This is a genomic window from Streptomyces luteosporeus (assembly GCF_039532865.1).
In the GTDB taxonomy this organism is placed as follows: Bacteria; Actinomycetota; Actinomycetes; order Streptomycetales; family Streptomycetaceae; genus Streptomyces; species Streptomyces luteosporeus.
In genome coordinates this window covers 29,527-43,553 of sequence record NZ_BAAASL010000029.1, presented here as the reverse complement: position 1 = coordinate 43,553, position 14,027 = coordinate 29,527, and the positions used below count along the sequence as shown (strand labels likewise).

At 72.6% G+C, this 14,027-nt stretch carries 13 protein-coding genes; 6 read left to right on the top strand and 7 right to left on the bottom strand.

What is annotated here, in order from left to right; genetic code table 11:
• The first annotated feature begins 5 nt into the window (after positions 1 to 5).
• Together ABD361_RS28410 and ABD361_RS28405 are read left to right on the top strand one after the other, a co-directional pair.
• Positions 6 to 2,051 carry an ATP-binding cassette domain-containing protein gene (locus ABD361_RS28410; protein ID WP_425583350.1) on the top strand — a complete coding sequence of 682 codons (2,046 nt, stop codon included), beginning with the start codon at positions 6 to 8 and terminating at the stop codon, positions 2,049 to 2,051.
• A 155-nt stretch (positions 2,052 to 2,206) separates the two neighbouring features.
• Positions 2,207 to 3,166, top strand: coding sequence for a glycoside hydrolase family 25 protein (locus ABD361_RS28405; protein WP_344439506.1), 960 nt, complete (start codon positions 2,207 to 2,209; stop codon positions 3,164 to 3,166).
• 31 nt (positions 3,167 to 3,197) lie between these two features.
• Here the strand turns inward: ABD361_RS28405 and tpg are convergent, their stop codons facing one another.
• The 3 genes from tpg to ABD361_RS28390 all read right to left on the bottom strand — a co-directional run bounded on the left by tpg (position 3,198) and on the right by ABD361_RS28390 (position 6,646).
• The gene (tpg, locus tag ABD361_RS28400; protein WP_344439504.1) at positions 3,198 to 3,755 is read right to left on the bottom strand and encodes a telomere-protecting terminal protein Tpg; all 558 of its coding nucleotides are present in this window, start codon (positions 3,753 to 3,755) and stop codon (positions 3,198 to 3,200) included.
• A 9-nt stretch (positions 3,756 to 3,764) separates the two neighbouring features.
• On the bottom strand, positions 3,765 to 5,909 hold the full coding sequence (gene tap, locus ABD361_RS28395) for a telomere-associated protein Tap (RefSeq protein WP_344439502.1): 2,145 nt from the start codon (positions 5,907 to 5,909) through the stop codon (positions 3,765 to 3,767).
• Positions 5,910 to 6,013: 104 nt separating this feature from the next.
• Entirely contained in the window at positions 6,014 to 6,646 is a 633-nt protein-coding gene (locus ABD361_RS28390; protein ID WP_344439500.1) for an alpha-ketoglutarate-dependent dioxygenase AlkB, read from the bottom strand.
• 172 nt (positions 6,647 to 6,818) lie between these two features.
• Between ABD361_RS28390 and ABD361_RS28385 the strand changes: the two genes are divergently transcribed.
• Positions 6,819 to 7,058 carry a hypothetical protein gene (locus ABD361_RS28385; RefSeq protein WP_344439498.1) on the top strand — a complete coding sequence of 80 codons (240 nt, stop codon included), beginning with the start codon at positions 6,819 to 6,821 and terminating at the stop codon, positions 7,056 to 7,058.
• A gap of 66 nt (positions 7,059 to 7,124) precedes the next feature.
• On the opposite strand, the gene ABD361_RS28380 is transcribed toward ABD361_RS28385, so the two are convergent.
• Entirely contained in the window at positions 7,125 to 7,844 is a 720-nt protein-coding gene (locus tag ABD361_RS28380) for a transglycosylase SLT domain-containing protein (RefSeq protein ID WP_344439496.1), read from the bottom strand.
• A 400-nt stretch (positions 7,845 to 8,244) separates the two neighbouring features.
• On the opposite strand from ABD361_RS28380, the gene ABD361_RS28375 reads away from it, so the two are divergent.
• From ABD361_RS28375 to ABD361_RS28365, 3 genes are all read left to right on the top strand, one after another.
• On the top strand, positions 8,245 to 9,639 hold the full coding sequence (locus ABD361_RS28375; RefSeq protein WP_344439555.1) for an amino acid permease: 1,395 nt from the start codon (positions 8,245 to 8,247) through the stop codon (positions 9,637 to 9,639).
• Between the two features lie 276 nt (positions 9,640 to 9,915).
• Positions 9,916 to 10,275 (top strand): STAS domain-containing protein, encoded by a 360-nt coding sequence (locus ABD361_RS28370; protein ID WP_344439495.1) that lies wholly within the window; start codon positions 9,916 to 9,918, stop codon positions 10,273 to 10,275.
• Between the two features lie 2 nt (positions 10,276 to 10,277).
• Complete coding sequence (locus tag ABD361_RS28365) at positions 10,278 to 11,207, top strand: anti-sigma factor RsbA family regulatory protein (protein ID WP_344439553.1); 930 nt, start codon at positions 10,278 to 10,280, stop codon at positions 11,205 to 11,207.
• A 277-nt stretch (positions 11,208 to 11,484) separates the two neighbouring features.
• Here the strand turns inward: ABD361_RS28365 and ABD361_RS28360 are convergent, their stop codons facing one another.
• The 3 genes from ABD361_RS28360 to ABD361_RS28350 all read right to left on the bottom strand — a co-directional run bounded on the left by ABD361_RS28360 (position 11,485) and on the right by ABD361_RS28350 (position 13,873).
• On the bottom strand, positions 11,485 to 12,411 hold the full coding sequence (locus ABD361_RS28360; protein ID WP_344439493.1) for a MurR/RpiR family transcriptional regulator: 927 nt from the start codon (positions 12,409 to 12,411) through the stop codon (positions 11,485 to 11,487).
• Positions 12,412 to 12,489: 78 nt separating this feature from the next.
• Entirely contained in the window at positions 12,490 to 13,137 is a 648-nt protein-coding gene (locus ABD361_RS28355) for a DUF4360 domain-containing protein (protein WP_344439492.1), read from the bottom strand.
• A gap of 91 nt (positions 13,138 to 13,228) precedes the next feature.
• Positions 13,229 to 13,873: a DUF4360 domain-containing protein gene (locus ABD361_RS28350; protein WP_344439490.1), complete on the bottom strand. Its 645-nt coding sequence runs from the start codon at positions 13,871 to 13,873 to the stop codon at positions 13,229 to 13,231.
• Positions 13,874 to 14,027: the final 154 nt, after the last annotated feature.

The window sequence follows — 14,027 nt, the reverse complement described above, 5'->3', positions numbered from 1 at the left end:
CGGGCATGCTCCCCGGGCATCCCCGGTCGATCGACGCCTGTTCGGATTCTGGAGGAAGCACGGTGCTGCACCGCCACGAACGCCGGCAGGACGAGGGCGAGTCGTCGCCGCAGGGGTCCGCGTCCGAGCGGTTGCTCTTCGGCGGGCCGCTGCTGCACGACGCGCTGTGGACCCGGCACAAGACGGCGTTCTTCGAGATGTCCCTGGGGGCGATGGCCGTGCGCCTGCCCCGCCTGGTCGCCTTCACGGTGCGGCTGGCCTGGCGTGCCGACCGGCGTTCGCTGTGGACGGTGGGGGCCGGGGAGCTCGTGCGCGGGGTGAGCCAGGCCGTCGGTCTGGTGGCCGTCAACGGCGTCCTTGCCGCCGTGCTGGCCGCGGGCGCCATCCAGCAGCGGGTGCAGGCCGCGGTCCCGTCGATGGTCGTGGCGGCCCTGACCGGCATCGTCGGTGCCCTGGCGACCTCGGCGTCGACGTCGGGCACGGGGCGGCTGGAGCCGAAGGTCGAGCGGGTGGCGACCGAGATGTACCTGGAGCACGTGATCAGGGTGGAGCTGGCCGCGATCGAGGACGCCGAATTCCACCGCCTGCTGGACTCCGCCCAGTACGGCGCCTCCTCGGCGCGGCGCATGACCAGCTACTGCACCGGCGTCGTCGGTTCGCTGGTGAGTTTCGTGGCGGCCGGCGGGGTGCTGACGGTGCTGCACCCGGTGCTGCTGCCCTTGCTGGTGCTGATGACCCTGCCCAGGTCGTGGGCCTCGCTGCGCATCGCCCGGGCGCGCTACGGGAGCTACTTGCGGTGGGTGCAGCACGCGCGGGCGGGGCGGCTGCTGTCCCAGACGCTGCTGCGCACCGGGCCGGCCCCGGAGATCCGCGTGCACGACGTCGGGCCGTTCCTGCTGCACCACTTCCGGGAGATGTCGCAGGCCTCCGAGGCCGAGCAGGCCCGCCTGGCCTCCCGCGCCGCGCGGGTGCGGCTGCTCGCCGCCGCGCTGACCGGTGCCGCGGCCGCCCTGACGTACGCGGCTCTGGGCCTGCTGCTGGTGACGGGGGTGATGGCGTTGTCGGTGGCGGGCACCGCCGTGCTGGCCATCCGTACCGGCGGGCAGAGCCTGTCCGCCCTGGTCCTGCAGGTCAACAATCTGTACGAGGAGGCGTGTTACGTCAGCGATCTGGAGCGGCTCATCGAGGAGGCCGCGGCGCGCACGATTCCCGTCGGCGGGCTGCCGGTGCCGCAGCGGCCGTCGCTGATCCGCTTCGAGAACGTCACCTTCCGCTATCCGGTCGACCAAGGCGTCGATGCGTCGCAGGCGCGGCCGGCGCTCAAGGACGTCACCCTCGACGTGCCCCTCGGCAGGATCGTCGCCCTGGTCGGCGAGAACGGCTCGGGCAAGACGACCGTCTCCAAGCTGCTGGCCGGGCTGTACGAGCCGGACGGCGGCCGCGTCCTGTGGGACGGCGTCGACGTGCGGCAGCTGGACCGCGCGCAGGTCTTCGCGAAGGTCGCCCTCGTCAGCCAGGACTTCCACCGCTGGCCGTTCACCTGCCGCATGAACGTCGCCATCGGCCGGCCCGCCCGTCCGCTGCACGAGGCGGACCTGGCGGCGGCGGCCGCGTACGCCGGCGCCGACGAGGTGGTCGGGCAGCTGCCCCACGGCTGGGACACGCTGCTGTCGAAGGGCTACAAGGGCGGCCACGAGATCTCCGGCGGGCAGTGGCAGCGGCTGGGCCTGGCCCGTGCCCGCTACCGCGACGCCGACATCCTCGTCGTGGACGAGCCGACGTCCGCGCTGGACGCGAAGGCGGAGCTGGAGGTCTTCGAGCAGATCCGCAAGCTCGCCGACGGCGGGCGGACCGTCGTCCTGATCACCCACCGGCTCGCCTCCGTCCGCCATGCCGACCTCGTCCACGTCCTGGAGAAGGGCGAGCTGCGCGAGAGCGGTACGTTCGAGGAGCTGCTGGCCCGGCCCGGCGGCGTCTTCCGCGCCCTGTACGAGATGCAGCGCGCGCAGTTCCGCGGCGTGGCGCTGTCCGGGCAGCAGCAGCCGGCCTGAAGCGCCGCGGGCGGCGACCGGTTCCCGTCGGGCAACCGGGATTTCGCCGCGTCACTGTGCTTGTCCTGGACGGGGTGCTGACCCACACTTCCCAGAGCCCGGACGTGCGCCGGCCGCGGTCCCGCGCACCCGGCTCACCGCGAGAGGTCTACGACATGGGCATCTACGGACAGGACTGGGCCTCGTACCAGTCGTCGAACCCCGACACCAGCGGCCTGTCCTTCGCGTTCGTCAAGATCACCGAAGGGCTCGGCTACGTCAACCCCAAGTGGGTCGCACAGCGGGACCACGCGAAATCGCACGGGCTGGTGTGGGGCGGCTACCACTACCCGCACATGGCCAACGACGCGCGCAGGGAGGCCGATTACTTCCTGCGGCAGGTGGCCTGGCGGCCGGGGGACATCATCGTCCTGGACTGGGAGGGCTACGACGACGCCAACGCCGGCGTGCCCAAATCGCGCCAGGTCGCCTACCGGGACGCGTGGCTGGCGTACGTCAAGGACCGGATGCCCGACAACCCGGTCGGGATGTACTGCAATCTGGACTACTGGCTCCACGTCGACCAGACGTCCAACTACGGCGACTTCCTGTGGATCGCCACCGCCGGACGCCCCGCCGGCCGGCCCGGCATCCAGGCCCCCTGGCTCTTCCACCAGTACAGCGAATCCGGCGGCATGGACCGCGACTACTGCCATCTGGCCAGCCGGGACGCCCTGCGCGCCTGGGCGCTGTCCTTCCGGCCCACGCCGCCCACCCCACCCACCCCACCCGCTCCCCGGTACACGGAGGACCACGTGCTCGCCTACTTCACCGTGCCCGCATCCACCGTCTTCGACCTGCCCGTGGAACCCGCCGGCACCGCCGCGGCCCCGCAGGGCGGCGCCCGCAACGGCCCCCTCTGGCTCTGCCTGGCCCCGCAGGGAGGCGATGCCCGAATAACCCTCACCTTCCACCATGAGGACGGCAACTGGGACGCCCCCGCCCAGTCCTTCGCGCTCACCGTGGCCGGCAGCAAGCTGGTCCAGCCGCTGCCCGCCGGCGCGGTCGTCGACAAGATCCGCATCCAGTCGACCGCGCCGCTCGTCGGCTACATCACCGGCCGCCAGGTGGCGTGACGGCACGGGCTCGACGGGCGACGGCCTCAGCTCAATAGTCGAATTCGGCGTAGTCGATGTCGGTGAACTCCACCAGCAGGCCGGCGGCCCGGCGGCCGCTGTCCTTGAAGTAGACCTCCTGCAGGCCCTCGGCGGCGATCTCCCGCAGGTGCTGCTCGGCGGCACCGGCGGACTGTGCCTCGAAGAGGCGGGCCGCGTAGTCGGGCGGGAGGTGCTGGGTGATCAGGCGCTGCCGGGCGTCGTCGGTGGTGCCGGGGGCCGCGGTGAAGCCGAAGCGGGCCCGGGTCTCGATGACGATGCCGGTGCTGGTGGCGGCCTGATCGCGGGCCCGCTGACGGACCTTCGGCTGCCACCGCCGGCGCACCTCGGCGGTCAGGCGGGCGGCAAGGTCCTTGCGCGGGTGCCGGAGCTGGTCCTTGACGTAGCGCTCCACGGTGCGCTGGGAGACGCCCAGCAGCCGGGCCACTTCCCGCGTGGAGCCCTTGTACTGCCGCACCAGGAACCGCATCTGCGCCCCGGCCGACTTCGGCACCGGGCGGGTGAAGGTGTTCTCGGCAGCCCGCTGGAGGCTGTCGCCGAGGATGCCCATCGCGCTGTCCTACTCTCCGTCGTCCCAGCCGGCACCCACGGTGCCGTCCTTGATGTGGCGGGCGATGTTCACGCCGTCCGTGCCGTACTCCTCCATCAGGCCCTCGGCCCACAGCACGGACTGGGTGCCCTCGTGCTTGACCATGCCGGGACTTACGCCGAGCCGGAAACCGCCGGGCAGGGGCCTGCCGTCCGGGGTGCGCGGCAGGAAGTCCAGCGGCGAGGGACCGTCGGAGACGTAGACCGCGCAGTCGGAGTTGACGGCGACCGGGTACAGGCCCACCGCGGCGAGCCGGAGCATCTTGCGGTGCATGTTGACGCGGGCGGTGGCGATGACGGCGGCACGGATGTCGGGGCGCCAGGTCGGGCGTTCGAGGGCCGGCCAGGGCTCGCCGGGCCGCCAGTGGCCCTGGGGGCGTTCGCGCAGCTTGCCGATGCCGCCCTTCATCGTCGCCTTGACGGCCGACAGCACGGCGGCCTGCCCGGGGTCGGTCCGCTTGTGCTCGGCCATGGCGGCGAGGAAGTCCTCCTCGGCCATGCCGGGCGTGACGCCCAGCTGCTCCATGGTGGCCAGGTAGGCGTCGCGCAGCCGGGTGTACCAGGGGTCGAGGTACGGGCCGTGCTCCAGGCGTACGTACGCCTCCAGGGGCTCGACGTGGTGGCCGAGTTCGACGGCGTAGGCCACGGTGGGAGTGGCGTACCAGGCGGGCCCCTCGGGCCGGTGTCCGGTCGGGGTGAAGGGGGACGGCAGGCGCGGGTCGAAGGCGATGTGGGAGAGGTCGACCAGCCAGCTGCCGGGCAGCGTCTTGTCGAACGCGGGCCGCCTGAGGTGGACCGGGGCGGACAGGCCGACGTTCAGGCGGTTGGCGGCGGCGGCGAAGGCCATGTTGACGTCGATGCCGACGACGTACGGCTTCGTGCACTCCTCGTCCGTCAGCTGCCGGGCCCACGCGCAGGCCTCCTCCATCAGCATCTCGTCCGGGGTGCGCTGGTGGTGGAGGGGGTGGCGCGCGGCCACCAGCGGGTGACCGTCGGGGGCCTCGGGGGGCGCGCACGCGACCGGCTCGGTCAGGGCGCCCGGCGCCGGGGCCGAGGCCCAGGTGCCCGTGGCCTCGTCCTTCACGGCACGGGTGGGTGGCCGCAGGGCCGTCATCAGCTCCAGGCCCGTGACGGCGGTGGAGCCGCGGGGGGTCAGGACGCGGGAGGCGTAGTCGGTCAGGACGCGGGCGAGCTCGGGGGCCGGCAGCCGGTCGGCCTCCCCCCAGGCCCGTGGGTCCAGGGCCCCCCACGGCAGGACGGCGAGCTGCACGCATCGGCGCCGGTCGCCGTCCGCGGGGCGGTAGACACGCGCCCAGGGCCCGAAACCGCGGCGGGTGAGCTGCCACTTGGCCCGGGTCAGCTGCCGCACGGCCGGGTGGTCGGCGGGCAGCCGCAGACCCCTGCGGTCCTCCAGGTGCTCGGGGAGCCCCAGCCGCACGGCGGCCGTGGCGGTGAGGACGACGAGGGGGTCGGCGTCCTTGCCGTTGCGGTGCAGCCGGGGCGCGCCCAACCGCGCCTCGGTCAGCGCCCATTCCACGAGGGCGGGCAGGGTGGTGGCCGGGCAGTGCAGCACCAGGCCGGCGGCGCAGTACGCCGAGCCGTCACCGTCCAGCACGGCGAGCGGGCCGCTCTCGAAGCGCGCCGCGGCGTCCGTGTTGGTGCCGGCGTCGGTGTCGGCGTCGGCGTCGGCGTCGGACCGTGCGCCGGGGGCCGCGGGGCGGCGTGGCGCGGTGCGCCGGGCGGGGGCCTGGGCCCGGTCGGCCTCGGCCTGCGGGGTCCGGTCCTGCGGGGTCCGAGGCTCGGGGGCCGCTGCGGGGGCCGGGACGGGCGGCGCGAGCGGCGCGGCGGGCGTGACCTCCGCGGGGGCGGGGGCGTTGGGCGGGTAGAGCTCGGCGAGGCGCTCCAGCAGGCGGGCGTAGGCCTCGCGCTGCGGGGGCCGGGGCTCGGTCCTGCCGTTCTCCCAGGACACCACCGTCGCGCGCCGCACCTTCAGCGCCTTGGCCACCTGTTCCTGCGACAGGCCATGGGCCTTGCGCAGCCGTTCGCGCTCGGCGGGCGGGGGCAGGGGCGAGGCCGAGGCGATCAGGGCGTCGACCGCGTCGAACAACTCGGACACAGGTCACCTCCTGCGGTGATCATAGCCCGAGCGGACTTCTCCCCGACCACGACACGGACTTCTGCCGTACTTGTCCCGCTCTTTTCGCGTACGGCGCGCCGGGTTCACCCCACGCCGCGCGGGCGGAACTGGATGCTGATGCGCGGGCCGACGGGCCGGGAGGTCTTGGGGACGCAGTGGTCCCAGGTGCGCTGGCAGCTGCCGCCCATCACGACGAGGTCGCCGTGGCCGAGGGGCTGCCGGACGCGGGTGGGGCCGCCGCCGTGCGGCCGCAGGAGCAGCGGCCGGGGCTCGCCGATCCCGATGATGGCGACCATCGTGTCCTCGCGCGAGCCGCGCCCGATGCGGTCGCCGTGCCAGGCGACGCTGTCCCGCCCGTCGCGGTAGAAGCACAGGCCGGCGGTGCGGAAGGGCTCGCCGAGCTCGGCGGCGTAGTGCGTGCTGAGCGCCTCGCGCGCCTCGGTCAGGACCGGGTGCGGCAGGTCGTCGCCCTCGCCGTAGTGGGCGAGGAGCCGGGGGACGTCGACCTCGTTGTCGTACATGTGCCGCCGCTCGGCCCGCCACGGGACCGTTCGCACCAGCACCTCGAACAACGGGTCGGAACCGGCGAGCCAGCCGGGCAGGACGTCGAGCCAGGCACCTTGCCCCAGCTCGATGCGCCGGGCCTCCGCCAGCGGTCGCCGCAGCGCAATCTCGTCGGCCACATCGAACAACGACCCTTGAAGTTGCAGGTGCATACACCTCAGCGTACGTCACATATAGAACAGTCGTACGGGTCGAGTGGGCCGAGGATTGGTTACAGCGAGTGAATTGACGCGACGCTCGGTTGCGGTCGCGGGGGTGTCGTCGTTGGTCCCCCGTGTCCGGGGCAGCCCGCTTCCGGATATGAGGAGAGTCGAAGGAGTGCTGGTGCGTCGGATCGTTTGCAGGCTCGTCACCGTTCTCGCCGCCGCCGCGATGGGCACCGCCGTCGCGGCGGGACCGGCGGCCGCGGCCCCCGTCCGGGTGCCGACCGGCATGGACCAGCCGCCGTGGCCCTACAAGGACTGCCTGGCCGCGGCCAAGCAGCACAAGGAAAGCCCGGCGTACGCCAAATGGCACTGCGACGAGCTGGTGAAGAAGGGCTGGATCAAGAAGCCGGGCACCTGAAGGACGACAAGGCAAAAGCGGGTGGCATCCTCGGGATGCCACCCGCTTTTTTGACGATCCGCTTGATCAGTAGGCGGAGTTGACGTTGTCCATGGAGCCGTACTTGTCGGCGGCGTAGTTGCAGGACGCGACGATGTTGGCGACCGGGTCGTAGATGTCCCAGGACGTGCCGTCGACGTGGTACGCCTTGAACGTCGGGTCGATGATCTGCAGCAGACCCTTCGAGGGGACACCGTTGACGGCGTTGACGTCCCAGTCGTTGATCGCACGCGGGTTACCGGTGGACTCACGCATCACATTGCGCTTGATGCCCTCGTAGGAGCCCGGAATGTTCTTGGACTTCATGATGTCCAGAGCCTGCGTGATCCAACCGTCCAGGTTGTCCGCGTAAGCCTTCGGCGCCGGGGCGGCCGGCTTGGCAGCGGGCTTGGCGGCGGGCTTGAGGGCGGTGCGGGCCTGGGCGCGGGAGGCGGCCTGCTCCTTGGTCTTGCGCTCGGCATCCGCCTTGGCCTTGGCGGCGGCATCGGCGGCGGCCTTGACCTTGGCCTGGGCATCGGTCGTGGCCTGGGTGGCAGCGGCGTCAGCGGTCTTGGCCAGCTCGGCGTCCTGGGTCTGACCAAAAGCCTCCGCGTTCCACGCCACCGGCTTGACCGGGGCGTGGGTGGCGGCACTGGCGGCGGGGACGACGCCCAGCACGACACCCGTGGCACCGGCGGCGGTGAGGCCGGCAGCGATGAACTTGTGGGTCTTGGTCAGACGGGTATAGCCGGAGTGGTTGGAGCGCATGAAGGAGCTGAACCTCTCGATCGGGGATGCCGCACGAGCCCGGAAGCGGCGCATAAACAAGCGCCGTTCTCGATCGGACGGCGCCGTGCGACTCAGCCATTGTTAGCGGCGCTCGAAACCCCTGGCAAAGCCCCCCAATACGGCCTTCTTTCGTGCCCGAGCACACGTCAGGGCCACGACGTCGGCCGATACCAACGGCCCCCTTTCGTATGTGATCCAGGCCCTATGGGCGGGCTCACGCCCCACCCCGCCCGCCGCTACGCACGGCGACAGGGCGCTACGTCTCTCGCCACTCTCCGTAAATCAATCGTCCGAATATCGGACGTGCGACGCGGCTCCCCTAGGCACTGGTCATACTCGGGATCTCCATCGTCTCGGATAACGGACAGGCACGACCATGATGCGGACCCTCCAGTCCCCTCCCGCGCAGCCCGAGAGCCCGCCGCAGCAGGCGAAACCGCTGGCCAACGGGCTCAAGCAACGGCATCTGTCGATGATCGCCCTCGGTGGCGTCATCGGCGCCGGCCTCTTCGTGGGCTCCGGCGCCGGCATCGCCGCCGCCGGGCCGTCGATCGTGCTCGCGTACGCCGTGTCCGGGCTGCTGGTGATGTTCGTGATGCGGATGCTCGGTGAGATGTCCGCGGCCAACCCGGCCTCCGGTTCCTTCTCCGTCCACGCCGACCGGGCCCTCGGCCCGTGGGCCGGCTTCACGGCGGGCTGGATGTTCTGGACGCTGCTGGTGGTGGGCGTGGCGGTCGAGGCGATCGGCGCGGCCCACATCCTGCAGGGCTGGTTCCCGGGCACGCCGTCGTGGCTGTGGGTCCTGGGGCTCATGGCGCTGTTCTGCGGCACGAACCTCGCGGCGGTCTCCCGCTTCGGCGAGCTCGAGTTCTGGTTCGCCGCCCTGAAGATCGGCGCCATCGCGGTCTTCCTGGTCCTCGGCGCCCTCGCGGTCTGGGGCCTGCTGCCCGGCACGGCGTCCCCGGGCACCACCCATCTGCTGCACGACGGCGGCTTCCTGCCGCACGGGGCGGGCGGTCTGCTGGCCGGCCTGCTGGCCTCGGTCGTGGCCTACGGCGGTCTGGAGACCGTCACCATCGCGGCTGCGGAGTCCGAGGACCCCCGGCGCGGGGTGGCCCGGGCAGTGCGGACGACGATGTGGCGCATCGGTGTCGTCTACGTCGGCTCGATGCTCGTGATCGTCACCCTGGTCCCGTGGCACAGCAAGGCCGTCACCGAGGACGGCCCGTACGCGGCGGTGCTCGAGCAGCTCGGCGTTCCGGCCGGCGGCCAGATCATGAACGTGGTCGTGCTGATCGCCCTGCTGTCGGCGATGAACGCCAACATCTACGGCTCCTCCCGCATGGCCTACTCCCTGGTGGCGCGCGGGCAGGGCCCGGCCGCCCTGGGCAAGGCCACGGGCGGGGTGCCGCGCCGTGCGGTGCTGGCGTCGTCGGCGTTCGGCTTCTTCGCCGTCCTGCTGTCCTACTGGTGGCCGACCACCGTCTTTGCGTGGCTGCTGAACATGGTCGGCGCGGTGGTGCTGGTGGTGTGGGGCTTCATCGCCGCCTCCCAGCTGCGCCTGCGCCGCCGGCTGGAGCGCGAGGCGCCCGAGCGGCTCGTGGTGCGGATGTGGGGCTTCCCGTACCTGACGTGGGTGACGCTGGCCGGTGTCGCGGGCGTGCTGGTGCTGATGACGCTCGAAGCGGACACGCGGGTGCAGCTGTACTTCACCGGCGGGCTCGCCCTGGCTCTGGCCGTGACCGGCCGGCTGCGGCAGCGGAGCGCCCCCTAAGGGGCGCGGGGAACGGCGCGACAAGCCACGACGCCCCCGCAGACGAAGTGCCGTGCTCGCCCGGACCCCGGGTGGCACCTCGACTGCGGGCCGTCAGTGGCCGATCGCGCCCACGCGGCGGCAGCCGCAGATCGACACGGCCCCGCGCCCCTACGGGGCACCGTACGCACCGCCAGAGGCCGGTCCCCTTTTTCCGGGGACCGGCCTCGCACGTGTGAACCCCCCGTTCGGTGCGGAATACTGCCCACGGCTGTCCGGTATCCGTGAGGGGTGGGCATGGCACATGCGGAGTTCCCCCGGGGGCCGCGCGCGGCCCCCGGGCCGGCGGTCGGGGCCGACTTGGTGGTGCGCACGCTGGGGGAGCCGCCGGGGCTGCGGATAGCGGGCGAGGTCAGTCTGCGCACCCACCCGGCCTGGGAGGGGGCGCTGGCCTCGCTGCCTGCCGGCGGGAGCGAGGTCCACCTGGAGCTGTCCGCGCTGACCTTCGTCGATGTCTTCGGCGCCACCACCCTGGCCCTGGCCGCCCAGCGGCTGGGGGCCGGCCGGCGCCTGGTCGTCGACAGGCCGCCGCCGTCGCTGCGCCGTGTCCTGGAGACGTTCTGGTCCGACCTGGCAGCGATCGAGGTGACAGTGTGAGCATGGTGAGCGCCGAGGGGGAGCCGTTCGTCCACCCGGCACTGTTCTACCGGGACCGGTCCGAGTACGTGGCGGCCACCACCTCGTTCGTGCGGGACGGCCTGGCCGCCGGGGAGCCGGTGGCGGTGGCCGTGCCGGCCGGCCGGCTCGCGCTGCTGCGCGAGGAGCTGGGCGAGGCGGGCGGGGCGGTGCACTTCGTCGACATGGAGGAGGCCGGCCGCAATCCGGGCCGGATCATCCCGCGGGTGCTGCGGGCGTTCGCCGACGCCCATCCGCAGGAGCACGTGCGCATCATCGGCGAGCCGGTCTGGTCGGGGCGCTCGGCCGCCGAGTACCCGGCGTGCGCCCAGCACGAGGCGCTGATCAACCACGCCTTCGCCGGCCGGCGGGTGACGATCGTGTGCCCGTACGACGCGTCGGAGCTGGACGCCCGGGCGCTGGCCGACGCCTACGCCACGCATCCGGTGGTCATCCGGGACGGGCGGCCGGTGCCGAGTCCTCTCTTCGCCCCGGACAAGGTGGTCGCCCTGTACAACCGGCCCCTGGTGCCGCCGGACCGGCCGCCGGACCGTTTCGGCTTCGACGGGGAGACCCTGCCCCAGGCCCGGCACTTCGTGACGGAACGGGCGCGGGCCCTGGGGCTGGACGGGGCGCGGCTGGACGACCTGGCGCTGGCCGTGGCGGAGCTGACGACGAACAGCGTGGTGCACGGCGGCGGCAGCGGGACGGTGGAGGTCTGGGCCGAGGAGGGGCACGTGGTGTGGGAGGTGACGGACCGGGGTTTCCTGGGCGACCCGCTGGCCGGGCGGCGCCCGCCGCCGGTCGACCGGCCGGGCGGGCGCGGGCTGCTGCTGGTGCACTGCCTGAGCGACCTGGTGCGCACGCACACGCATCCGGGCGGCACCACCACGCGCTGCTATGTGCGGCGCTGACCAGGCGCAGCGTGCAGCGCGTGGCGGTGCCGGTGGCCCAGGTCCAGGGGGAGACCGGGGCCGCCGGGGCGTCCGAGGGGAGCGGAGCGCCCGGAAGGGAACACCGTCGGGCCGACGAGGAGGGGGTCGTCCATGGTGTCCGCCCCGTGGATCCCGCTCCGGCGCGGTCGGCGGGGGCAGGAGTAGTAAATATATTTACTGCCAAGTACGCAAGGGTAAGAAAATTTTCATTCCTTCCGAGGTCTGAAAGAACCCCGCCCGGCGCGGTGGGGCGGGGTCAGTCCTCGAGGAAGAAGTCGTGCTGCTCGGCAGCCTGCTCGTACTTCTCCAGCCGCAGCTGGGTGCGCTCCGGGTCGGCGTCGGCCATGGCCTGCAGCAGGGCCGCCGACAGGACGCCGGGGGCGGCGTAGGAGTCGAAGACCAGGCGGGAGCCGGTGCCGGCGGTGAAGACGACGTCGGCGGCCTCCACCAGGGGGCCCAGGGCCACGTCCGTGATCAGGGCGACGCGCAGGCCCGTGCTGCGCGCCGAGCGCAGGGCGGCGAGGGTCTCCTTGGCGTGCCGGGGCATGGCGAAGGCCAGCACCCAGGTGCCGCCGGCCTCGCGGGCCTGCAGGAGCGCGTCGTGGGCCACGCTGCCGCCGCGGGAGACCAGGCGGACGTCGGGGTGGATGCGCTTGGCGGCGTAGGCGAAGTACTCGGCGAGCGAGACGGAGATGCGCAGGCCCATGACGGTCAGGGGCACGGAGGTGGCCAGCTCGCGGCCGATCTCCAGGACGCGGTCGGTGCCGGCGAAGAGGCGGCGCAGGGCCTCCAGGTTGGCGATCTCGGCGTCGACGGCCGCCTGCAGTTCGTTCGGCCGCGCTTCCGCCGGCTCCGCTCCCGGTGCGCCGGCGAGGGCGCCGATGGCGATGGGCTGCAGGGCCTCGCGCAGCGCGGGGTAGCCGGTGAACCCCAGCGAGCAGGCGAACCGGGTCACCGACGGCTGGCTGACCCCGACCCGCTCGGCGAGGTCGGTGATGGTCAGGAACGCGGCCTCGGTGAGGTGGTCGGTGATGTACTGAGCGATGCGGCGCTGTCCGGGCGAGAGCCGGTGGTCGCCGAAGAGCGCGCGGAGCTTCTCCGCCGGGGCCGGCTCCGCCGCCGCCGGGGGCCTCCCGCGAGTGATCGCCGAGGCCTGTGCACGCTGCTGCTGCCCTGGTCGCACCGGTGTGTCTCCTTCTCGCCTGTGCGGCTCAACATAACGCACCCGGGCCCGCAGCCCGGGTGCGTTCGCCTGTGCCGCTCATGGCTTGGGGCACGGCTTCCAGGCGAAGTGGTAGAGCGTGTTGATGTTGCCGTCCGCGGAGTCCATCGCCAGCATGCTGGTGGTCTTCGTGGGGTCGGACGTGCCGGCGTCGACGCGGAGCTCGGTGTTGATGTTGAAGTTGCGCAGGGCCCCGCAGGGCGCGTAGACGAGGGCGTCGATGTCGGTGGTGTCGGAGTTCTGCCAGTTGTCGTTCAGCGGGCCGGTGTAGGGGTGGTTCACGTAGGACGTCTGCTGCATGCCCTGGAAGTAGTACGAGGCGCGCTGCAGTCCGGTGGCGCCCTTCTCCAGGTGCGCGAAGCCGCGGTAGTCGGCGCGGGCGACGGCGTAGGTGAAGCCCTGGGGCACGTGGACGTTCAGGCTGAGCTGGCAGTTCTTGCGGAAGTCCGTCGGTTTGGCGCCCACTCCGACCTGGGCGACGTAGTTGCTGTAGGAGACGGTGAAGGCCGTGTTGTCCGGCGAGACGTTGACGTTGGCCGAACCGGCCGGGCAGCCCGAGCCGTTGACGGCCACGACGTCGATGACGATCTTGTCGGGTGGCGGGGTGCCCTCCCAGCCCGCGGGCCGCGCGAGTGGCGTGGCCAGCAGCGCCGCGACCGCTCCCGCGGTCAGCACCGGTGCGAGCATGTCTCATCCCTCCCGCGGACCGGGGCCCGCCCGGGCCGGCAGCGGACGTGAGCGATCCGGTGCGGGCCCGGGGTGCGGGCCCCGCACCCGGTCAGGGACATTCCTTCCAGGCGAAGTGGTAGAGGGTGTTGACGCTGCCGTCCGTGGAGTCCATCGCCATGAAGCTGTTGGTCGTCGAGGGGTCGGAGGAGCCGGCGCCGACGCGCAGTTCGGTGTTGACGTTGAGGATGCGCTGGACGCCGCAGGGCGCGTAGACGAGGGCGTCGACGTCGGTGACGTCGGAGGTCTGCCAGTTGTCGGTGACCGGGCCGCTGAAGCGGTGGCTGACCGCGGTGGTCTGCGGGGAGCCCTGGAAGTAGTAGCCGGCCCGCTCCATGCCGGTGGCGCCCCGCTCCAGGTGGGCGAAGCCGCGGTAGTCGGCGCGGGAGATGGCGTAGGTGAAGCCCTGCGGGACGTGGACGTTCAGGCCCAGCTGGCAGTTCTTGCGGAAGTCGGTCGGCTTGGCGCCGATGCCGACCTGGGCGAGGTAGTTGCTGTAGGTGATGGTGAAGGCGGTGTTGTCGGGGGCGACGGCCACGGCGGCGGTGCCGGCGGGGCAGCCGGAGCCGTTGACGGCCACGACGTCGATGACGATGCGGTCGGGCGGCGGCGGGCCCTGCACGGCGGCGGCCTGTGGCGCGAACGATGCGGCCAGGAGCGCCGTCGTGGCGCCGGCGATCAGTGCGGGTCTGAGCACGGGAGTCCTCCCATCGGGGTGCAGGAGCGTGCTTGGCGCGGTCCATACCAGCAGGCAGGGGCGGGCATGTACAGAACAAGACAGGCCGAGAATGCCCGCCCCGGCCCGGGGCCGGGGCGGCCGCCGCGGCCCGAGGGTGATGTCGGAAATCCGC

Bases quoted from the DNA above. Each gene is read 5' to 3' on its own strand.
- ABD361_RS28410 (WP_425583350.1), top strand. From the start codon at position 6: ATGCTCCCCGGGCATCCCCGGTCGATCGACGCCTGTTCGGATTCTGGA.
- ABD361_RS28405 (WP_344439506.1), top strand. From the start codon at position 2,207: ATGGGCATCTACGGACAGGACTGGGCCTCGTACCAGTCGTCGAACCCC.
- tpg (WP_344439504.1), bottom strand. From the start codon at position 3,755: ATGGGCATCCTCGGCGACAGCCTCCAGCGGGCTGCCGAGAACACCTTC.
- ABD361_RS28390 (WP_344439500.1), bottom strand. From the start codon at position 6,646: ATGCACCTGCAACTTCAAGGGTCGTTGTTCGATGTGGCCGACGAGATT.
- ABD361_RS28380 (WP_344439496.1), bottom strand. From the start codon at position 7,844: ATGCGCTCCAACCACTCCGGCTATACCCGTCTGACCAAGACCCACAAG.
- ABD361_RS28375 (WP_344439555.1), top strand. From the start codon at position 8,245: ATGCGGACCCTCCAGTCCCCTCCCGCGCAGCCCGAGAGCCCGCCGCAG.
- ABD361_RS28370 (WP_344439495.1), top strand. From the start codon at position 9,916: ATGGCACATGCGGAGTTCCCCCGGGGGCCGCGCGCGGCCCCCGGGCCG.
- ABD361_RS28365 (WP_344439553.1), top strand. From the start codon at position 10,278: ATGGTGAGCGCCGAGGGGGAGCCGTTCGTCCACCCGGCACTGTTCTAC.
- ABD361_RS28355 (WP_344439492.1), bottom strand. From the start codon at position 13,137: ATGCTCGCACCGGTGCTGACCGCGGGAGCGGTCGCGGCGCTGCTGGCC.